The organism is Arthrobacter sp. 08Y14 (genome assembly GCF_002929455.1).
Lineage (GTDB): Bacteria > Actinomycetota > Actinomycetes > Actinomycetales > Micrococcaceae > Arthrobacter_B > Arthrobacter_B sunyaminii.
The window spans coordinates 1,212,806-1,233,344 of the sequence record NZ_PJIX01000001.1; the positions used below are offsets into that span (position 1 = coordinate 1,212,806).

A 20,539-nucleotide genomic window follows, 5' to 3' on the forward strand; every position below is an offset into this window, starting at 1 on the left:
CCAGGAGGCCTGCATGACTGCCGCACCCGTTGCACCGGACCAGCCGCTCAGTGACACCCTCAAGGATGTGGACACCTGGTGGCGCGCCGCTAACTACCTCTCCGCCGGGCAGATCTATCTGCGGAACAATCCGCTGCTGCGCCGCCCGCTGGAGAAGGAGGACGTCAAGGCCCGGCTGCTGGGACACTGGGGCACCACTCCCGGGCTGAACTTCTTTTACGCGCACCTTAACCGGGTGATCCGCGACCAGCACCGTGAGGTCCTCTTCATCACCGGACCCGGGCACGGCGGTCCCGCCAACGTCGCCAACGCCTGGCTCGAGGGCACCTACTCGGAGATCTACAGCCACGTGGGACAGGACGAGGCCGGGCTGCAGACGCTCTTTCGACAGTTCTCCTACCCCGGCGGTGTTCCCAGCCATGCGGCTCCAGAAACCCCCGGGTCCATCCATGAGGGAGGCGAGCTGGGCTATTCGCTGGCACACGCCTACGGCGCGGTGTTCGACAACCCGAACCTGATCGCCGCCACGGTGATCGGCGACGGCGAGGCCGAAACCGGGCCGCTGGCAGCCAGCTGGCATTCCAACAGCTTCCTTGACCCGGCCGTGGACGGCGCCGTACTGCCGATCCTGCACCTGAACGGCTACAAAATCGCGAACCCCACCATCCTCTCCCGCATGCCCGAGGAGCAGCTGGTGAAGCTGATGGAAGGCTACGGCTACCACCCCTACCTGGTCACCGTGGAGGATCCCTCGGCCACGGCGCAGGCGCACGTCGATTTCGCTGCAGCACTGGAAGCCTGCCTGGCAGAAATCGACGAGATCCAGGCACCCTACCGCAGCGGCGAGCAGGTGGCAGTGCCTGCAGATGCCCCGGATGCCGATGACTCCCAAGATGTGCGGAACGAGCACGCCCCGCGCTGGCCCATGATCATCTTTCGTTCGCCCAAGGGCTGGACCGGACCCGCCGTGGTGGACGGCCTGCAGGTGGAGGGCACCTGGCGGGCGCACCAGGTGCCGTTGTCCGGCATCCACGACAACCCGGAACATCTGGCGCAGCTTGAGGAATGGATGCGTTCCTACCGTCCGGAGGAACTGTTCGACGACGCCGGCCGGCTGCGGCCCGAAATCGCCGCCCTGGCCCCGGAAGGCAACGCGCGGATGAGTGCCACCCCGTACGCCAACGGCGGGAGACTGCTGCAGGACCTCAAGCTGCCGGCGTACGCGGACCATGCCGTGGACGTGGAAAACCCCGGAACCAAGCGGATCTCGCCGATGATTACCGCCGGCGAATACCTGCGCGACGTCGTCTCGGCAAACCCGTCCAACTTCCGTATTTTCGGCCCGGATGAGACCGCGTCCAACCGGCTGCAGGCCGTCTATGAGGTCACGGACAAGGCGTGGCAGCAGCGCATCGACGAGATCGATGAGCACCTCGCCCGCAGCGGCCGGGTGGCGGAAGTCCTCAGCGAGCACCTCTGCGAGGGGTGGCTGGAGGGGTACCTGCTCACCGGTCGGCACGGCGTGTTCAACTGCTACGAAGCCTTTGTCCACATTGTCGATTCCATGTTCAACCAGCACGCCAAGTGGCTGAAAGTCAGCCGCAACCTGTCCTGGCGCCAGCCCATTGCCTCGTTGAACTACCTGCTTTCCAGCCACGTCTGGCAGCAGGACCACAACGGCTTCTCGCATCAGGATCCCGGCTTCATCGACCACGTGGTGAACAAGAAGGCCGAAGTCATCCGGGTGTACCTGCCGCCGGACGTGAACACCATGCTCGCCGTGACCGAGCACATCCTTGGCACCCGGGACCGGGTGAATGTGGTGGTGTCCGGCAAGCAGCCCACGCCCGCCTGGCTGAATCCGGTGGATGCTCAGCTGCATGTGGAGCGGGGTGTGGGCATCTGGGACTTCGCCGGCAGCGAAACCGCAGGACCCGGCACCAAAACCGATCCCGACGTCGTGCTGGCCTGCGCCGGCGACGTACCCACCCTGGAAACCGTGGCCGCGGCCGGCCTGCTGAAGAAGCAGCTGCCGGACCTGAAAATCAGGGTGGTAAACGTGGTGGACCTGATGCGGCTGCAGGACCCCGGAGAGCACCCGCACGGGCTCTCTGACAGGGATTTCGACACCCTGTTCACCAAGGACCGGCCCATTATTTTCGCGTACCACGGTTATCCGTGGCTGATCCACCGGCTCACGTACCGGCGCACCAATCACGGCAATCTGCACGTACGCGGCTACAAGGAGGAGGGCACCACCACCACACCCTTCGACATGGCCATGCTCAACCAGATTGACCGGTTCCAGTTAGCCATCGACGTGCTGGACCGGGTAGCGTCGCTGGGATCAACGCAGGCCGGTTTCCGGCAGTGGCTCCAGGACGAACGGATCCGCTGCCGGCAATATACCCGGGACGAGGGGCAGGATCCGCCGTACATTACGGGCTGGGAACTGCAGGAAGCCTCGGAACAAACCGCGGACTGAGCCTGCGGGTACGTACGATCCATCTATTGAAGGAGAGTTCATTGACCACTGATCACAAGAGCATCACTGTTTCGCGAGTTATTGATGCCCCAGCCAACGACATCTTCAACCTCCTGTCCAACCCGGCGCGCCACCACGAGCTGGACGGCTCAGGCATGGTGGTTTCGGACGAGAAAACCGACCGCATCACCAAGTCCGGGCAGGTTTTCACCATGAACATGAACAATTCCAAAATGGGTGATTACCAGACGGACAACCACGTCACCGGGTATGACCACAACAAGCTCCTGGCCTGGCAGACGGCTGTGGCCGGCACCGAGCCCATGGGCTGGCAGTGGGTCTGGGAACTCGAGCCGCACGGTTCGGACTCCACCGAGGTCACGCTGACCTACGACTGGTCCCACGTCACCGACAAGGAGACGCTGAAGAAGGTGTCCTTCCCGATGGTGTCCAAGGACGAGCTCGAAGACTCCCTGAACATGCTGGCCGCCGGAGTTTCCGGGGCCTAAGGCATAACACCGCATAACGACGGCGGCCGCACCTTCCCCGTGAAGGTGCGGCCGCCGTCGTTGTAGGGTGGGGCGCATGATCCGCGAAGGAACATCGCAGGACATTCCCGAACTGGCGCAGCTTCGTGCGGTGTGGACCGCCGAGGCCGGACTGGAGGTGCCCGGCGACCCGGACTTTGCCAGTGCCTTCGGGGACTGGCTGGCCGCGAACCCGCGAACATTCTTCGTCGCCGAAAGTCCGGCCGGCTCCCTGATCGGGATGCTGAACCTGATGCTGTTCGAGCGGATGCCGAAGCCGGGAAAGCCGCTGTCCGTGTGGGTCTACCTGGCCAACGCCTTCGTGCTGCCGGCGCACCGGAACGCCGGGGTGGGCGGGGCACTGGTGGCTGCGGCGATCGACTATTCGCGCCGGATCGGGGCGGCGCGGATCGTCACCTCGCCGTCACCGGCGTCGAAGTCCTTCTATGCCCGGCAGGGCTTCGAGCCGGCGGACGAGCTGGCCGTTTACCGTTTCTGACGGCACCCGGACTCAGTCGAACCGGACCACCACCTTGTCTGCCGCACCCGGGGTCTTCGCCAGTTCCAGGGCTTCAAGGGAACGGTCGAAGGGAAGGACATCGCTGATGATGAGCTGGTACTTCTCCCAGTTCTCGATGATGTCGTCGGTAACCTCGAAGATCTCCGTGGGGTAGCCCATCGCGAAGACGATGGTGAGCTCGGTGGTGAGGATGGAACCAAAATCCAGCTCCACGGGCTTCTTGTGCACCGCCACGACGCCCAGGACCGCACCGGACTTCGCCACATTGCCGACCGTCTGGGGGATCACGGGCGCCCCGGCGGCGTCGAGGAAGATGTCGGTTCCGGATCGGGTGCCGCGGACCAGCATGGTGGCCCCGTCACCGTGCAGCTCGACCAGTCGGGCCGCCACGTCCTCTTCGGAGGAGTTGATGACGGCATCCGCGCCGATCTCCAGTGCCTTCTCCAGACGGGAAGGAATGATGTCCACGACCACGATGTGCGAGGCCCCCCGGCGGCGGTAGCCGAGGACGGCGCCGAGCCCGATGGGGCCGGCGCCGAAAACCACAACCTTGTCGCCGGGCTGAGGGTCGGTGCGGTTGACTGCGTGATAGGCCACTGCCATCGGCTCATTCAGAGCAGCGACTTCCCACGGAATGTCGCTGGGAATGACCCGCAGCTGGCGTCCCGGCTCGGCATCCTTCACCAGGACATATTCCGACAACCCGCCCTGCGCACCGCCGCTGCCCAGCAGCCCGTCGGTAAACGCCATGGTGTCGATGACCACGTGGTCGCCGACGGCGAACCCGGTGACTTCGGCGCCGACCTCCGCTACTTCGGCGGCCGGCTCATGCCCCAGCGGGGTGGCGCCCTGCCGGGGCGGAATGCCGCCGACCTGGCTGTACATCGCGTCGGAGCCGCAGATCCCGCAGGCCTTCATCTTCAACAGGACATCACGGGGACCGGCGACGGGCCGCTCGACCTCCACCCACTCGTTGGTGTCCGGACCGGTGACGTGGACAGACTTCATGGTTTCTCCTTCGTTCTCGACGGCAGGGCGGGATTACCGGCTGGGGCTAAACCGCGGACCAGCCGCCGTCGGAGGGCAGGATGGCGCCGTTGATATTCACGCCGTCGTCGCTGAGCAGGAACGTGATGGACGCTGCCAGCTCCTCGGCCGATGCCAGGCCCGGAATGTTGATGCGGGCGGGGCCGAGGCGGGCTTCGCCGTACTCGCTGGTTTTACCGCCCATCGGAATGCCGGTGGCCACGCCGCCCGGAGCAACTGCGTTTACGCGGATGCCTTCCTTGGCATACATGAACGCGGTGCTGCGGGTAATGCCCACAACCGCGTGCTTGGAGGCCGTGTAGGCCACACCGGATGCCGAGCCGCGCAGGCCGGCCTCGGAGGTGATGTTCACGATCGAGCCCTTGTGCGCTTCGAGCATGGTCGGCAGCACGGCGCGGGTCAGGCGCATCAGGCCCTCCACGTTGACGGCGAAGATCTTCTGCCACATGGCATCGGAGACCTCGTGCAGCGGCGAGAAATCGTCATTGATGCCGGCCACGTTGGCCAGGCCGTCAATCTTGGTGCCGGCAGCGGCCATGATGCTGTCGATGGCGGCGGCGTCGGTCAGGTCGCCCGCAACCGGAACAATGGCGTCGCCCAGTTCGGCGGCGAGCTCCTTGATCTTCACCTCGGCAATGTCGACGGCGATGACGCGGCCGCCTTCACGGACAATCCGTCCGGCGGTGGCGCGGCCAATGCCGGAACCGGCGCCGGTGACGATGACGGTGCGGCCTTCGAAACGTCCTTCGACGGTCGGCAGAACGGTGTCGGCGGTTTCGGGCATGACGCCGCCGTTGGCTGCCTTGACGAGTTCATCCACGGCTGCCTGCGGGAACTTGCCCCCGCTCAGGTCGACAAGCTGCTGCAGCTTCAGGGTCAGTGCCGGGCCCAGCGTTGACTCATCGCTGCCGGCCTGCGCAAGCATGCCGCGGATGGCGGGTCCGCCTGCCGGGTGGTCGAGCCACTGCTGGACGGTGTTCTGGGCGGTGATGGGCGAGTTGGCCATGGACCGGTCCTTTCGTTGCGGAGGCGGCCGGATTGTGTCGGCCGCGGTTGCAGGCGGTCTACGCGGGGAATTCCCGTGCTGCTTACACGTGTAAGTTGCCTGTAATGTCAGAGTACCGGAGAAATCCGGCGGATATAAGGCAGAGATTTTCAGCGGAAAGGACGGCTCGTGGAGCGCAGGGCTAACTCCTCTGACGTGGCCCGGGAAGCAGGCGTTTCCCGGGCCACGGTCAGCTACGTGCTCAACGGCCGCAGCGGGCAAAGCATCTCCGCCGCCACCCGGGACAAGGTACTGGCGGCCGCCCGGAATCTGGGGTACATCCCGTCCGCCGCTGCCCGCACGCTGCGCAGCGGCCGCAGCACCTTGGTCCTGATGCTGCTGCCGCCCGAACCGCTGGGCCGGGCCCAGGCCATGGTGATCGACGCGGCCTCGGAGTACCTGGAGCAGCACGGGTTGCGGCTGGTGGCCCACCGGCTGCCCCGGAGCGGAGGCGCGGTGTCCCTGGTGCATTCCCTGGTTCCTGCGGCACTGATCCTCATCACCCCGCTGGAGGACGCGGAGCTGGCTGCCCTGCAGGCCACCGGGATCAGGGTGGCCTCATTGCACTCGACACTGCATGATCCGCTCGGGCCGGACCTGGGCATCGGCGCACTGCAGGTCCAGTACCTGGCCGACGCCGGGCACCGCCGGATCGGCGTGGCCGTACCGGAGGGCGCCGGCTACGGCTGGCGCGTGCAGGTGCGCCTGGCCGCCATCGAGCATGCCTGTGATGTCCTTGGCCTGCCGCGTCCCGCCGTCGCGCACCTTCACCTGGATGCCGCCGATGCCGCTGCCGCCGTAGCCCGCTGGCTCGAAGGCCCGGAGGCGGTAAGCGCAGTGTGCGCGTTCGACGACGATCACGCTTTTGCGCTGCTGTCCGGATTAGCGGTCCACGGGTGGACGGCGCCGCGGGACCTGGCTGTCATTGGTGCCGAGGACATTCCGCTGGCGTCCCTCGCCGTGCCGCCGCTGACGACCGTCCGGCTTGATGCCGCACGGTTGGGAAAGCGGTTTGCACAGATGGCGCTGGGAGAAACGGCCGCTGAAGAACTGCCGCCCGTCAGCCTGGTCCAGCGGAACTCCGCCTAACTGCGCCGATCGGCGTTGACCGACCGGGCAGTGCAGGATTAACCGTGCGGCCAGGCGGCAATCGCCTGGTCAATTGCCCGCCGCGCCGCCGCCGGAATCCGCTCCACCAGATCCACCACCGGTTCCGTCCCGGACTTGGCCGTGGAGCGAGGCAACCGCCAGGTGCCAACGGTGACCCCGTCCACCACCACCGCCGGGCGGAAAATTCCGTTGCGGCCCGGTACCAGCGCTTCGAACATTGCCGGGCTGGCTGTCAGGGAACGGTCCGTGTAGCCCAGGATCCACTCATCAAACCCGGGCAGCAGCACAGCTCCCGTGGCCGTTGCGGGGTCCGGGTCCGGATGATCCACGCCGGCGTGCCGTCCAGTTCCACCGTGGTGAGGTCCTCCACTGCGGCGGCTGCACGCCGCAGGACAGCCCGGGGAAGCTTGGTCCACCAGGCCAGGTCCGCCTCGGACACCGGCCCCCGGGCGAGGACAAACCCGCGGACCACTGTGGCCAGCGCTGCTTCAGGATCCGCCGGCGCGTGATCCGGGGAAAGGGTGAGGAGTTGTTCGGGGCGGTCCGGATTGAACTGTCCCCAGTGCACGTGGCCGGCCACGGCCAGATGCATCAGCAAGTGATACCCGGGGCCGCCGGCCGTGGGGATGCCGGCCGCGTCCCACAGGGACAGGACTTCTGCCCGGCGCAGCGGCCGGATTTGGAGGGCTTCAAGCAGTACGTCCCGGGCGCGGCCAACCGTGCGCTCATCCAGCCCGAGTTCCTCCCGGCGCCGCACGGTAGCCCGGTGAATGCGCTCCGCGGTGAAGAACAGCAGCGTGCCCAGATGCTCCGGCGTCGTGGCGAACAGTGTGCCCCGCATTGGCCAGCTGCGGACCAGCGCGCCGGTGTTGAACGCGGCCCGCACATCGGCCACAGTGGTTCCCGGCTCTGAGCGCAGAGCGACGGCGCGCAGGACGGCGGGCAGATCCTGGCCCTGCAGCGCGACCGCGCGCTGCACGACGCCGGCAGGCAAAAGGTCCGAGCCGTTCAGCAGCTGGGACCGCACCCGCATCCGCCGGGCATCCTCGCCGCTGAGTTGGAATCCCATCCGCTCACCGTAGGCGGCACAGGGGCAAGCGGCAAGAAGGAGCGCTGCCCCAGGCCGCGCGTCAGGAAACCCTCCGTTTTGGGAGTTCCCCGCCGGTTTGGACTTTTACTGCCGGTCCGCGCCGGCAGCAAAATCCCAAACCGGTAGCCGAATCCCAAAACGGCCGCGGAACCAGCCTCAGGCGTTCTCTTCCCGGGCCCGGAAAAGCTGCATCTGCCGGTATCGTCGGCCCAGCGACTCGCGCCGCGGCTTGACCGCCGCGTCCTCGGGCTCCGCGGTCAGGTCAATGTGCTTCTTGCCGAAGCGCCAGAGCAGCAGGTCATCGAGCAGCCGGTCCGGTCCGGGGGAGTACCGGTGGTCCAGGGCCTTGCGGACCTTGGTGATGATGTCCGCCTGCAGCAGTCCGGCCAAATCCATGGTGGTCTTCATGCCGTGGGCGGCCAGCAGTTCGGCGGCCCACCCCCAGTCATCCCCGGCCTTGCGGTTCACATGCGGCAGCAGCGTCATCCAGACGTCGCGGATCCGGTTGGGAGTCAGCGGCGCGCTTCCCTGTCCGTCCTCGTCCCAGAAACCGGTGACTGTTTCATAGCGCTCATGCAGTTCGGCAAACGCGGTCTCCACGGTCTCCAGCATGGCCGCCGTGGCAGTGAACTGGCGGTCGAAGTACGGGCTCCAGGCCCGCGGATCACCGGCTTTGAACCGGATGTCATGCTCAATTTCGGACCAGGCGTGGGCCAGCACGGTGCGGATCTGCACTTCAAACTGATAGCTGCCGTTGGGCCGCTGGTCCGGGTCCAGGAGCTTGTGGAATTCCCGAACGGTGTCATTCTGGATGGTCCGAAGGACCAGGTGCCGGCTGGAATAGCCGTAGGTGCCGGATTCGATGGATCCAATGTCCTTTTCCCGGTCCCCGCGGCAGTCAAACTCGGCACGCTGGCGCTTGATCAGGTTGGCGGCCTCGTCCACCTCGTGCGGCAGGGTGACGATCACCCGCAGTCCCACCAAATCGATCAGGTTCCGCAGCGGATCGGGAAACAGCAGGGTCGGAAGCTCGGAGGGATCCTCGGACGGCAGGGTCCGGGCAGCCTTGTCCCGGAAGGACTCCACCGTTTTGGTCCGTGAGGCCACGAACAGCGGACGGACGGGACTGTCCGTGAAGATGGCCCGGAGGCTCTCCTCCATTTCCCGGGTGAGCTTTTCCAGAGCCGGACGGACCCGTGCGTATTCATCGGTGCTCGCCTGGACCACCGGACGCAGCCGGTCATCGAGGCTGTCCCACGCGCCCATAGAAAAAACCCCGTTCCTTCACCTTGGTTGTGTTGCCGGCCGTCCGGCGTACCGGACGCTAGGCTCAACTACCAGATTAGGCCAGATGAAGGGGTGGTTATGATGCCGTTCGACCCGCGGAGCCTTGCCTACGGTGAACATCCGGACCAGTACGCCGAACTCTCGCTGCCCGACGGCGGCGGCGCCGCGCCCTCCGGAAACGCCCCCGCTGTGGTGGTCATTATCCACGGAGGATACTGGCGCTCCCGGTACACGGCAGAACTGGGCCGGCCGGCCGCACGGGATCTCGCCGCCAAAGGGTATGCCTGCTGGAACCTGGAGTACCGGCGGGCCGGAAACGGCGGCGGGTGGCCCGAAACGTTCGAGGACATCAGTGCCGGCATCGATGCGCTCGCGCCGGTGGCCGTGGAATACGGTCTGGACCTGTCGCGGGTTACTGTGCTGGGACATTCCGCCGGCGGGCACCTGGCGGTGTGGGCCGCCGGCCGCACCGGAGCCGTGGTTCCCGTCACCGCCGTCGTCAGCCAGGCCGGGGTTCTGAACCTGGCCGAGGCGATGGAGCTGAACCTCAGCGACGGCGCGGTGCTCAATTTCCTGGGGTCCTCACCGGAGGCGGATCCGCACCGCTACCGCAGCGCGGATCCCGTGCAGCGTCTGCCGCTGTCCGTTCCCGTGATTGCCCTGCACGGGAACGCTGACCGGCATGTGCCGCTGAGCCAGTCCGCCGGATTTGTTGAGGCCGCAGTGCAGTCCGGCTCACCCGCGGAACTGCGGATGGTCCCGGGAGACCACTTTGACCTGATCACCCCAGGAACTGAGGCGTGGGCCGCCGTCGTTGAAGCCGTGGCCGCAGTGTCGGAAGCGCGGCTAACATAAGGAAACCTGGCGGGTGCTCTGTTAGGTTGAGAAGCGTGCTTACAGTCATCGGCGAAGCCCTCGTGGACGAGGTTCTCAGCGACACCGCTCCCAAACGGTTCCATCCCGGCGGGAGTCCGCTCAACGTGGCCGTGGGCGTTGCCAGGCTCGGCCGGCCGGTGCAGTTTGTCGGCCGCTACGGCACCGATGCCTACGGGCAGCTGATCCAAGAACATCTGCGGGCCAACTCCGTCCTGACCCCGCTGCCGCCGGATGACCTGCCCACCAGCGTCGCCACCGCTCTGCTGGATCCGGCTGGAGGGGCCCGGTACACCTTTGACCTCAAGTGGCAGCTCCCGTCCCTGGCCGAGGCGCTGCCCCGGCTGCTGGACGGCACCACCATGCTGCACACCGGCTCCATTGCGGCCATGCTGCAGCCGGGCGCAGACGCGGTGCTGCGGGCAGTGGAACGCGCCCGCCCCTCGGCAACCATCACCTATGATCCCAACTGCCGGCCCTCGATCATCACGGATGTGTCCTACGCCCGGGAACAGGTGGAGAAATTCGTCGCCCTGGCCGACGTCGTGAAGGCCTCGGACGAGGACCTCGCCTGGCTGTACCCGGACGAAGACCCCCGGGACGCCGCCCGGCGATGGCTGGCCATGGGGCCCGCGCTCGTCGCCGTCACCGGCGGATCCAAGGGCGCCTGGGCCGTAACCGCCGCCGGGGAAGCCGAGGCCTCCGTTCCACCGGTTACCGTAGTGGACACCGTGGGCGCCGGGGACTCCTTCATGTCCGCGCTGCTGGTGTCGCTCATGGACCGGGAGCTCGACGGCGGTGCCCGCCGTCCCGAGCTGGCCCGCATCAGCGCCGGGGACTTGAATACCGTGCTGGGCTTCGCCGTCCGCGCCGCAGCCGTCACCGTTTCTCGGGCGGGCGCCAACCCGCCGTTCCGCGAAGACCTTCCCAACCCCTGACGACTCACGCCAAGGAGAACACGATGCAAAGCTATGACCCGTATGAGGCGCTTCCCTCCGTGCCGGCCTTTGCCGTCACCAGCGAGGACGTCGCCAATATGGAGCCGTTTGCCCCCGCGCAGTACAGCGGAAAAATGGGGATCCCCGGAGGGAAGGACGCCTCCCCGCAGTTGACCTGGTCCGGAGCTCCGGCAGGCACCAAGAGTTTCGCCGTCACGATGTACGATCCCGATGCACCCACCGCCAGTGGCTTCTGGCACTGGGCGGCCTTCAACATTCCGGTGTCCACCACATCACTGCCCGGTGATGCCGCCAATACGGACAACATGCCGCAGGGCACCGTGCAGCTGCGGAACGACGCCGGGTTTGCCGGTTTTGTGGGAGCGGCACCGCCCCCCGGCCACGGACCGCACCGCTATTTTGTGGTGGTTCACGCGGTCGACGTCGAAACCCTGGATGTTCCGGCCGATGCAACCCCGGCTTTCCTGGGATTTAACCTGTTCAGCCACACCCTGGCCCGCGGCCGCCTGGTGGGCCTGGCGGAAGTTTCCGCCGACTGACCCGGGTGCCTGTGGCCGCATCCGGCCGCCCGGGCCGGATAGTCTGGATTTCTGCGCAGCTGCGCAGAGATCCAGCAAGTGAACGGGGTGCGCGGTGCGTCTGGTAGCAAGCGACCTGGACGGGACCATTGTGGGTCCGGACAACAGGATCAGCGACAGGACCGTACGCGCGTTCCGGGACTGCGCGGACGCCGGCGTCGAGATCGTTTTTGTCACGGGCCGTCCGCCCCGCTGGCTGACCCCCCTCACCGATGCCTTGGGGCACTCCGGCACCGTCATCTGTTCCAACGGCGCCGTCACCTACGATCTGGGGACGGGCCGCGTGCTCAAGGCGCGGGCCTTGGCCCTGCCGGATCTCTTCTCAGCTGCCGCCATCATTCGCAACCTCTATCCGGCGGTCCGTTTTGCCGCTGAAACTGTGGAGGGCTTCCACCTGGCTCCCGGGTTCCTCGAATCCGGGTCCGAGGAACTGCCGGGAGCAACAGCACCGGCTCCGCTGGAATCCAGTCTTACCGAGGCGGACACGGTGGTGAAGTTCCTGGCGCGCGTGGACGGCGCGTCACCGGATGAGTTTCTGCAGCGGGTCCGCCCCGCGGTGTCGCATCTGGTGTCCGCGACACATTCCGCACCCACCGTCCCGCTGCTGGAGATGTCGCGGCACGGCTTGAACAAGTCGGTGACGCTGGCCGACTACGCCGCATCCCGTGACATTGCGCCGGCGGATGTGGTGGCCTTCGGGGACATGCCCAATGACGTGCAGATGCTGCAGTGGGCCGGGTGCGGCTACGCCATGGCTTCCGGCCACGCCGAGGCTCTGGCGGCAGCGGACAAAGTGGCGCCGGCGTTCTCAGACGACGGCGTGGCCCAGGTCCTGGAATCACTCCTGCACCGGCTGTGACGTGGGGTTGGCTCGGCAGTCGCCCCGCAGCGGCGGCCTTTAGGGGCCGGCGTCAACGCCCAGAGCTGCCGCCCGGCGCGAGTGCAGCAACCGGTGGACAGTGATGACCACCGCCAGCCAGGCCAGTCCCAGCGTCCAGGCCACCAGGACATCGGTAAACCAGTGGTGCCCCAGATATACACGGCTCAGGCCCACGGCCAAAGCAAAAACAGCGGCGGCAGCCACCGTGAGCAGCTTGGCCCATTGCGACTCAAGCCGCAGGATGATCAGGTAGGCCACCATGCCGGCGATCACCACCGAATTCAGCGAATGCCCGCTGGGGAACGACGCCGAGTATTCGTAGGGCGGAACGGCGTCCGGCAGCGGAGGCCGGATCCGGCCGATGAGGTCCTTCCCTGCCACCGTCATCAGCAGCGACCCTGCGGCTGCGGACACCATGAGCAGCACCGGAGTCCAGGACCGCCAGCGCCAGGCCAGTATCAGCATGGCTGCCCCTGCCAGGATGGGCATGCCCACGGTGCCGGCCAGGTTGGTGAACCCGGTCACGGCTGAGTTCATCCAGGGGGACCGCACCGCCAGCGCCGCATCCAGTGCCGGCTGGTCCAACATGGCCACACCGTCGGACTCCACCACCGATTCATAGACTTCAGCAGAACCCAGCGTCAGCAGCACGGCCGGAATCAGCCCCAGTGCCAGGGTGATCAGCAGGGCCGCGTGCGGGGATGTCCACTGCGCGAGGCGGTGCAGAAACGAAGCCGGCCCGGCCTCGGGTCCGGATCCGGACTGCTGCCGGCGGCGGTCATGAGGGTCCGGGGGAGGGTGTCCAGCTGAGTCATCCGTCATGAAACCAGTATGCCCAACCGGCGGCAGAGCCAATCCAAGTTGTTCGCCAGCCCTGCCTTCCAGACCTGCCAGGAGTGTCCGCCGGGCAGCACCTGGAAGGTCACATCCATGCCCGCGGCTTTTGCCGCCTCGTAGACCCGGCGGCCCTCGGGCGTGTACACGGAGTCATCGGCGCCCACAGCCACGATGCCGGCGGAATCCGGAAACGACTGCGCTGCCAGCCGGTCCAGCGCGTTCTGGGCCGTGAACCGGGACTCATTCCCGCCGAAATAGGTGCTGATCAAGAAATCCCGGCCCTGCACAACGGTGGGCTCTGCCTCTCCGGCGATGTCGATGAACGTGGGATAGGCGTCAGGATAGTTCGCGGCCAGCTGCATGGCGCAGGAGCCGCCGTAGGAATACCCTGCCACCGCCCACTGGCTGCCTCCGCTGAGTCCTGCTGCCAGATTCTGCCGTACCCAGGCAGGGACATCCACGGCCAGATAGGTCGCCGATGAGCTGATGTCCGAATCCAGGCAGAGGGGCCAGTTGGTGTTGTCCGCGTTGGACGCATCGGGCATGACCACCACGGGAGCCAGACCCTGGTGCTTTGCGGCAAAGGTGTCCATCATGTCCAGCAGCTGTCCACCCACGAGCCAGTCATTGGGGGAGCCGGGCTGGCCGTGGATGAGGACGAGGACGGGAAGGTTGACCGCCGGCTGCTGGGCCAGATAGGCGGGCGGGAGATAGATCAGTGAGGAGTTGGAGGCATAACCGGAGGTGGTGCCGGGAATGTCCGCCGAGTAAACCCTGCCCTCCGCCGGCATGTCCGGCGGAGCGGTCCAGCTCGCGTCAGTGGTGGCGGGCAGGCCGGCGGCCGCCGCCGGGTCCCGCGTGGGAAGCGCTTCATCCGCCGGACGGGGCGGACTGATCAGGGATTCCAGAGTTGGATACTGGGCGTAGGCGGCATTGACGGTGACCGCTACGGCTGTCAGTGCCAGCGACGCCGCAGTCACTGCCAGGGCCCGGTCCCACGCCGCGTCCACCCGTCGAATCCGCAGCACGGCAAGGATGACAGCTAGTATTCCAAGTCCGGCATATACGTAGAGCATCCGGGGAAAGGCCGCGTTCCACCAGTGGAAGACTGATTCGGCCATCAGGAAGAGCATGAAGGTGATAACGGCTGCAGCCGCGGCGGCCAGCGGCACCACCACGAGCAGATGGCGGGGTCTGCCGGCCGCCAGACACACCAGCGACAAGCCTCCCAGGATGAGCAGCACCGCAGGGAGAACACCGGTCAGCAAAGAGACAGAGTTCACCGAACGCCGTCGACAATCCGGCGCATCAGGGTGAAGCTCTGGCTCAGCGAAACCTCCGGCAGGTAGGCCCGGGCCACTGCATTCCCGATGGCGGGCAGGGACGCCGGGTCAAGGTAGGTCATGTAGAGAGGCACGTACTGCGGCTGGAACTTTGCCTTAAAGGCCAGCAGGGAACGGAAACCGTACACCGGCTCCAGAGTGGCCCCGAGTAAATCCAGGACGTGGTCCAGGATCGGCGCCTCACTCTCGCCGGCTCCGCGGGAGCGGGCCAGCGGCGCACCGCTGAGACTGAGGGTTTCGTATCCTTCGTCCTGCAGCAAAACCGCGGCCGAGGCTATGAGGAAGTCCATGGCCGGACGAAACCCGGAGCTGCGCCTGCGCATGAAGTCCAGCGTCCAGCCCACAACATCGCCGTCCCGGTAGATTGGCAGCCATGAGGTGACACCGTGCACTGTGCCGTCCCGGTCCACCGCCAACAGGCAGCGCACCTCCGGGTCATCCATCTCGTCAAGGCCGCCCAGGGTGAAACCCATTTCCGGCATCTTCTTATCCGCCACCCATTCCTCGGAGATGGCATGAAGCTGATCGATGACGGCCAGCGGGGCGGTGGAGTAGTTGATCCACCGTGCTTCGATCCCGGCTTTTCGGGCATGGTTCATGGCGGTGCGGACGTCCTGGAACTTCTTCCCCTTGAATTCCAGTTTTCCCAGCGGGAGTACTGTTTCCTCGGCCACCTGCAGGCGGGAAAAACCCAGTCCCGCGGTGATCTTCTCCGTTTCGGCTGTCACCGAATAAAGGCATGCCGCCAACCCGTTTGCGGTGCAGTAAGCGGCAAACCCCTCGACGGTCTCCCGCAGGTCCTCGGGCGGTCCCACCGGCTCACCCACGGTGAGGGCAACGCCCATCCCCGGGCGGAACGCCACGTAGGAATCCCCTGACGGTGCAAACCAGTACGTGTTTCCGGGCCACAGGGTCATCCAGGACATGGTGCTCCCGCCGTGCTTCATCAGCAGTTCACGCGCCCGGCCTTCGTCTCCGGCCCCGGGTGCGTGCGCGGGCTTCAGCCAGGACCCCAGCAGCATCACGCAGACAAAAACCCAGAAAAGAACTCCCACCCCCTCATACAGGAGGTCGGTGAACAGCGTCACGGGCAGCACCCCCGGGACTGCGGAAGTCAGTTCCAGGACCGGAAGGAAGCGCTCGGGCAGGTCCGCTATCAGCAGTGATGCCGAAGCACGGGGCGTGAAACCGTCCCGGTCCAGGAGGCCGCCGGCAACGTAGACAATGCTCAGGACAACCGCCGCCCCGGCAACCCGGAGCGCGAACCTGCGGTAGGTTCCCGACGGCGCCGAAACGGTGAAGTGGCGGCGCGTTGCGGCCAGCAGCACCAGCACCGCCAGCGGAACAAGCATTGGCAGCGCCAGCGCCAGGGCATTCTGTGCCGTTCCCAGGTCATAGCGGTTTCCCGCAGTGTCGCCTCCAAGGACGCGGATCACGCGCAGGCCTGCCAGAACCGTCATCACGCCCTGCAGGATCAGCGCGCCCACCCACGCGAACCGGCGCCCCCGGCGCAATCCGTCGGAGAATACGGCCAGGAGTATCTGCGGCAGAATGGCCAGGAAGAAACCCGCGGGTCCGGCGCGCAGCTGCAGCTTGGCGGAATTGCAGTCCACGGCCTGCCCCGGATCACCGCAGAGCTGGGCGAGGGTTTGCGGGTCCGTAATCTCCACATAGGTGAACAGATAGCGCAGGACTGCCAGCGGACCCACAGCCTGTGAGCTGAGGGCCGAAATCACCGGGCCCACAGCCGAGGCAAAGACCACCAGACCCACCAGAACGCGTGCTTCCCTGCGGGTGGAGACCAGCCGCCCGGGCCAGCGCGGCAGCCGGCCAAAGAGCAGGGGACCGCCGACGGCGCCCACGGTTGCCGCTGCCAGAACGGTGACGCTGTGAAATGACCCGCCGTACAGGGCCAGGAGCGCCAACAGAGTGAGGAGACCCACGCGCAGCCGGCGCCGCCACAGGGTGGAAAGCCGTGCGCTCAGTGCCGTGAGGGCGCCGCAGGCCAGGGCCACCGGCCCCACGAAGGATTCTGATTCCAGCGCCCGTGACCACTCCCCGGGTATGGCGTTCGCGGTGTGGGTGAAACCAATGGCAAGCAGCGCGCCGAGGACCTGGGTTATCACTGCTGCCAGGGCGAACCGCACCGATCCCATCAGCCGCTCGGAGGGGAGCCCGGCGCCCAGGATCAGCACGGTTGCCGCGAAGTAACCCGGCAGCCCGGACGCCCAGAAGCCGGAAAGCAGCAGAGCGGGCCAATGGCCCGGAAGAGAATCCGCTGACAAAACCACCCAGTGTGCCAGCGCGCCCTTCGGGCCGGAGCGCAGGCTTCCAGTTGCTGCACCCGCAATCCAGTAAAAGGCGAGAAAGGCCAGCGTTACCGGTACCCGCCGGACGCCGCCGCGAAACCACTCCGCCGGCCAGAGCAGCGTCCTGCTGACGCCGGCCCGGCCGAATCCTGCAGCAGGGCCAGCGGATGATGTAGTTGCCAAACCAGGTACCTCCGCACCGCACGGATGTTCCGGGAACCGCGGTACAGCGGCCCGTCGGGTGGTGACAGTCTAGGGCGGACGCAGCCCCAAATGGCATGCCCTTCCGGGCTGCGGCGGATTTCCCGGATAAAGTACGCGGGTGAGCTACCCCTACTTCAACGCCTCCGGCCCGCTGGGCTTCGCCCACCGCGGCTTTTCCCGGGAAGGCCTGGAAAACTCCATGCCGGCGTTCCGTGCCGCCGCCGCCCTGGGGTTCGGTTACCTGGAAACGGATGTGCGCACCACGCGCGACGGCGTACTCCTGGCCTTTCACGACGCCACGCTGGACCGGGTTGCCGGTGCCGGAGGCCCGGTGGGAAACCTCAGCTACCGGCAAATCCAGGCAGCCCGAATCGGCGGACGCGCATCCATTCCCACCTTCGAACAGCTGCTGACGGAACTGCCGGGGGTTCGCCTGAACGTGGATATCAAGGACGCCGCGGGATCGCCTGAACTGGCCCGCCTGCTGGACAAGCACGGAGCCCATGAGCGCGTGCTCGTCACCTCCTTCTCCGACCGGCGGCGGCTGGCGGCGCTGCGGATCCTGCGCCGCTCGGGACGGAGCGCGGCGAGCTCCGCGGGAGCCGTCTTTACGGCCCTGACGGTGCTTCTCGCACCCGTGGGCCTGGCCCGACCGCTGGCCCGGGCGGGCCGCTACCAGTGCCTGCAGGTGCCGGAACGCCAGGGTCCGGTAAAGGTGGTGACGCCGGCGTTCCTGCGCCGCTGTCACCGCGCCGGCCTGCAGGTGCACGTGTGGACCGTGAATGAGCCCGCCGACATGGAGCGGCTGTTGGATGAGGGTGTGGACGGCCTGGTCTCGGACCGCGCGGACCTGCTCGCCGAGATCCTGACGAAGCGTGCAGTCTGGCCGCAGCAGGATCCGGAGGGGATGGCAGGATAGGGGCATGCGCGTTCTCATAGCCCCGGACAAGTTCAAAGGTTCCCTTTCCGCAGTGGAGGCGGCTGCCGCCATGGCCGAAGGGGTGCTCGCTGTGTATCCGGAGGCTGACGTGATGCTCGTTCCGGTGGCCGACGGCGGCGAGGGCACCCTCGAAGCGGCGCTGGCCGCGGGTGCGCAGGAACGCATGGCCACTGTCCGCGGGCCGCTGGGGGGAAACGTCACCGCCCTGTGGGCGCTGACCGGCAGCACGGCCGTGATTGAAACCGCCCGGGCCTCGGGCCTGATGCTGGTGGAACCCTCCGTGCAGTCGTCCCTGGCCGCGTCGAGTTACGGCAGTGGAGAACTCATCCGCGAAGCGCTGGACGCCGGAGCATCGGAGATTGTCCTCGGCATCGGCGGATCGGCCATGACCGACGGCGGTTCCGGTGCCCTTACCGCGCTCGGGCTGCGGATCCTGGATGCTGCAGGTAACCCGGTGCCGCCCGGCGGAGCAGGCCTGTCCCTCGCCGCCGCCATCGACGCCTCCGGCCTGGATCCCCGGCTGGCCGGAGTGCGGATCCGCATCGCCGCCGACGTCACCAATCCGCTGACGGGCAGCGAGGGTGCGGCACACGTGTTTGCCGGTCAAAAGGGAGCGGATGCCACCGCACGGCTGCTGCTGGATGAGGCGCTGGTCAAGTGGGCGGCGCTGCTGCTGCAAACCACCGGCGTCGACGTCGATACTGCCGGCGCGGGCGCGGCCGGAGGCTTCCCGTCGGGGTTCCTGGCGGTCACCAATGCCACGCTGGAAAGCGGCTTCGACGTGATTGCCCTGCTTACCGGACTGGACACAGCGCTGGAAAAGGCCGATTTAGTGCTGACGGGTGAGGGATCACTGGATGAGCAGTCCCGTTACGGCAAGGCGCCGCTGTCAGTGGCCGAGCGCGCACGGGATGCCGGCATCCCGGTAGTGGCCCTTGCAGGACGTATCACCCTGCCCCCGCACATCTTGGCCGGGTACGGCGTGGTGGCGGCCGTCAGCCTGCTGGACCTGGTGCAGGATCCGGCCGACGCGATGGTCCATGCCCGGCGGTGGCTGACCCGGGCCACCATTCAGGCGCTGGAAGGGGCTTAGCCCGCCTAGCCCAGGCGGCTCGGCTTGGAGCCCAGATCCTCACCGGGCTCATCGGGATCGGTGCCGCGCCAGCGGGCAATCGACTGCATGCCGTGGAAGGCGATCAGGGTGGCGCCGGTGCCAAGGGCAATACCGCCGAACTCCACCCCGGCAACAACCCAGGTGAAGTTGGCAATGGCAATGATCAGCCCCAAACCGGCGGTGGACAGATTGATCGGGTTGGAGAAGTTCACCCGGTTGTCCACCCAGATCCGCACGCCAAGGATGCCGATCATGCCGTAGAGAATGACCCCCGCTCCGCCCAGGACCCCTCCGGGGACGGTGGCGATCATGGCGCCGAACTTAGGGAACAGGCTCAGCAGGATGGCAACGATGCCCGCGACCCAGTAGGCAGCGGTGGAGTAGACCCGGGATGCAGCCATAACGCCGATGTTCTCCGCGTACGTGGTGGTCGCCGAGCCGCCGCCGGAGCCGGCCAGGACCGTCGCGAGGCCGTCGGCCATCAGGGCCCGGCCGGCATAGGGATCCAGGTCGCGTCCGGTCATGGCCGCCACCGACTTCACATGGCCGATGTTCTCCGCGACCAGCACCAGCACCACGGGAACAAACAGGCCGATGAGCGAGAAATGGAAGGTGGGGGACTGGAACTCGGGCAGGCCAAACCAGGCGGCATCGTTGATGGCCTGGAAATCCACTTCGCCCTGGATGATGGCGGCGATGTACCCGGCGACGACGCCGATCAGGATGGAGAGGCGGCCCAGGAAACCCTTGAACAGGACGGTCGCCAGCAAAATGGCCACCACTGTGATGGTGGCGGTCAGCGGGCCCTTCTCGAAGTTGTCCCGCGCGGAACCGGCGAGGTTCAGGCCAATGAGCGCCACGATGGTGCCGGTGACCACGGGCGGCATCAGGATCTGGATCCATTTGGTGCCGGCCCGCTGGACAGCCAGGCCCACCAGGAACAGGACGGCGCCGGCCATGATGATGCCGCCCAGCGCCCCTCCGGGGCCGTGCTGGCTGGTGGCGGCCGTGATCGGGGCTATGAACGCGAAGCTGGAACCCAAATAGCTGGGCACCCGCCCCGCGGTGATGATCAAAAAGAGAATGGTGCCGATCCCCGAGAACAGCAGGGTGGTGGCCGGCGGAAAGCCGGTGAGCAGGGGCACCAGGAAGGTTGCCCCGAACATGGCCACCACATGCTGGGATCCGATTCCGATGGTCCGCGGCCAGCTCAACCGTTCATCCGGAGCAACGTACTCTCCGGGTTTGATGGTTTTGCCGTCGCCGTGAATCGTCCAGGCCGTACCGAATTTGCTCATTGAAGTGCCTTTCGAAGACCCGCGATTGGTTCGTGCAGAATAGTACCGGGCTATGACAGCTGGAGTGTTATGTTGCAAACCCCCTTATTTTAC

Annotated in this window: 17 protein-coding genes and 1 pseudogene; 10 read left to right on the plus strand and 8 right to left on the minus strand. The window is 66.7% G+C overall.

Going from position 1 to position 20,539, the window contains the following annotated elements; genetic code table 11:
• The first annotated feature begins 13 nt into the window (after positions 1-13).
• The 3 genes from CXR03_RS05805 to CXR03_RS05815 all read left to right on the plus strand — a co-directional run bounded on the left by CXR03_RS05805 (position 14) and on the right by CXR03_RS05815 (position 3,511).
• On the plus strand, positions 14-2,485 hold the full coding sequence (locus CXR03_RS05805) for a phosphoketolase (protein ID WP_104102528.1): 2,472 nt from the start codon (positions 14-16) through the stop codon (positions 2,483-2,485).
• 41 nt (positions 2,486-2,526) lie between these two features.
• Positions 2,527-2,994 carry an SRPBCC family protein gene (locus CXR03_RS05810; protein ID WP_104053518.1) on the plus strand — a complete coding sequence of 156 codons (468 nt, stop codon included), beginning with the start codon at positions 2,527-2,529 and terminating at the stop codon, positions 2,992-2,994.
• A gap of 76 nt (positions 2,995-3,070) precedes the next feature.
• Positions 3,071-3,511: a GNAT family N-acetyltransferase gene (locus CXR03_RS05815; RefSeq protein ID WP_104102529.1), complete on the plus strand. Its 441-nt coding sequence runs from the start codon at positions 3,071-3,073 to the stop codon at positions 3,509-3,511.
• 12 nt (positions 3,512-3,523) lie between these two features.
• Here CXR03_RS05815 and CXR03_RS05820 read toward each other — a convergent pair whose 3' ends face one another.
• Positions 3,524-4,540, minus strand: a complete 1,017-nt coding sequence (locus CXR03_RS05820) for a zinc-binding dehydrogenase (protein ID WP_104102531.1) — start codon at positions 4,538-4,540, stop codon at positions 3,524-3,526.
• 46 nt (positions 4,541-4,586) lie between these two features.
• Entirely contained in the window at positions 4,587-5,585 is a 999-nt protein-coding gene (locus tag CXR03_RS05825; RefSeq protein ID WP_104102533.1) for an SDR family NAD(P)-dependent oxidoreductase, read from the minus strand.
• A 168-nt stretch (positions 5,586-5,753) separates the two neighbouring features.
• Between CXR03_RS05825 and CXR03_RS05830 the strand changes: the two genes are divergently transcribed.
• Positions 5,754-6,713 carry a LacI family DNA-binding transcriptional regulator gene (locus tag CXR03_RS05830; protein ID WP_104102534.1) on the plus strand — a complete coding sequence of 320 codons (960 nt, stop codon included), beginning with the start codon at positions 5,754-5,756 and terminating at the stop codon, positions 6,711-6,713.
• A gap of 38 nt (positions 6,714-6,751) precedes the next feature.
• On the opposite strand, the pseudogene CXR03_RS05840 reads toward CXR03_RS05830, so the two are convergent.
• Positions 6,752-7,803 (minus strand): annotated as a pseudogene (locus CXR03_RS05840) (crosslink repair DNA glycosylase YcaQ family protein).
• Between the two features lie 177 nt (positions 7,804-7,980).
• Complete coding sequence (locus CXR03_RS05845; RefSeq protein WP_104053524.1) at positions 7,981-9,090, minus strand: GTP pyrophosphokinase family protein; 1,110 nt, start codon at positions 9,088-9,090, stop codon at positions 7,981-7,983.
• 99 nt (positions 9,091-9,189) lie between these two features.
• Here CXR03_RS05845 and CXR03_RS05850 point away from each other — a divergent pair, with 99 nt between their 5' ends.
• The 4 genes from CXR03_RS05850 to CXR03_RS05865 all read left to right on the plus strand — a co-directional run bounded on the left by CXR03_RS05850 (position 9,190) and on the right by CXR03_RS05865 (position 12,380).
• Positions 9,190-9,966 (plus strand): S9 family peptidase, encoded by a 777-nt coding sequence (locus CXR03_RS05850; protein ID WP_258073504.1) that lies wholly within the window; start codon positions 9,190-9,192, stop codon positions 9,964-9,966.
• Positions 9,967-10,001: 35 nt separating this feature from the next.
• On the plus strand, positions 10,002-10,922 hold the full coding sequence (locus CXR03_RS05855; protein ID WP_104102539.1) for a carbohydrate kinase: 921 nt from the start codon (positions 10,002-10,004) through the stop codon (positions 10,920-10,922).
• 23 nt (positions 10,923-10,945) lie between these two features.
• Positions 10,946-11,482, plus strand: a complete 537-nt coding sequence (locus tag CXR03_RS05860; RefSeq protein ID WP_104102541.1) for a YbhB/YbcL family Raf kinase inhibitor-like protein — start codon at positions 10,946-10,948, stop codon at positions 11,480-11,482.
• A gap of 94 nt (positions 11,483-11,576) precedes the next feature.
• Positions 11,577-12,380, plus strand: a complete 804-nt coding sequence (locus tag CXR03_RS05865; RefSeq protein WP_104102543.1) for an HAD family hydrolase — start codon at positions 11,577-11,579, stop codon at positions 12,378-12,380.
• A 39-nt stretch (positions 12,381-12,419) separates the two neighbouring features.
• Here CXR03_RS05865 and CXR03_RS05870 read toward each other — a convergent pair whose 3' ends face one another.
• The 3 genes from CXR03_RS05870 to CXR03_RS05880 are packed head-to-tail and all read right to left on the minus strand — an operon-like array spanning position 12,420 to position 17,073.
• Positions 12,420-13,223, minus strand: a complete 804-nt coding sequence (locus CXR03_RS05870) for a phosphatase PAP2 family protein (protein ID WP_104102545.1) — start codon at positions 13,221-13,223, stop codon at positions 12,420-12,422.
• Positions 13,220-14,521 (minus strand): esterase family protein, encoded by a 1,302-nt coding sequence (locus CXR03_RS05875; RefSeq protein ID WP_104102547.1) that lies wholly within the window; start codon positions 14,519-14,521, stop codon positions 13,220-13,222. Before CXR03_RS05875 ends, CXR03_RS05870 begins: the two co-directional genes overlap by 4 nt.
• Positions 14,518-17,073 carry a bifunctional lysylphosphatidylglycerol flippase/synthetase MprF gene (locus CXR03_RS05880; RefSeq protein WP_258073505.1) on the minus strand — a complete coding sequence of 852 codons (2,556 nt, stop codon included), beginning with the start codon at positions 17,071-17,073 and terminating at the stop codon, positions 14,518-14,520. The genes CXR03_RS05875 and CXR03_RS05880 overlap by 4 nt, the downstream gene beginning before the upstream one ends.
• Before the next feature lie 139 nt (positions 17,074-17,212).
• Here CXR03_RS05880 and CXR03_RS05885 point away from each other — a divergent pair, with 139 nt between their 5' ends.
• Both CXR03_RS05885 and CXR03_RS05890 read left to right on the plus strand, forming a co-directional pair.
• On the plus strand, positions 17,213-18,013 hold the full coding sequence (locus CXR03_RS05885) for a glycerophosphodiester phosphodiesterase (RefSeq protein ID WP_104102548.1): 801 nt from the start codon (positions 17,213-17,215) through the stop codon (positions 18,011-18,013).
• 4 nt (positions 18,014-18,017) lie between these two features.
• Positions 18,018-19,127, plus strand: coding sequence for a glycerate kinase (locus CXR03_RS05890; RefSeq protein ID WP_104102550.1), 1,110 nt, complete (start codon positions 18,018-18,020; stop codon positions 19,125-19,127).
• A 5-nt stretch (positions 19,128-19,132) separates the two neighbouring features.
• On the opposite strand, the gene CXR03_RS05895 is transcribed toward CXR03_RS05890, so the two are convergent.
• Positions 19,133-20,446, minus strand: a complete 1,314-nt coding sequence (locus tag CXR03_RS05895) for a uracil-xanthine permease family protein (RefSeq protein WP_104102552.1) — start codon at positions 20,444-20,446, stop codon at positions 19,133-19,135.
• Between the last annotated feature and the right edge of the window lie 93 nt (positions 20,447-20,539).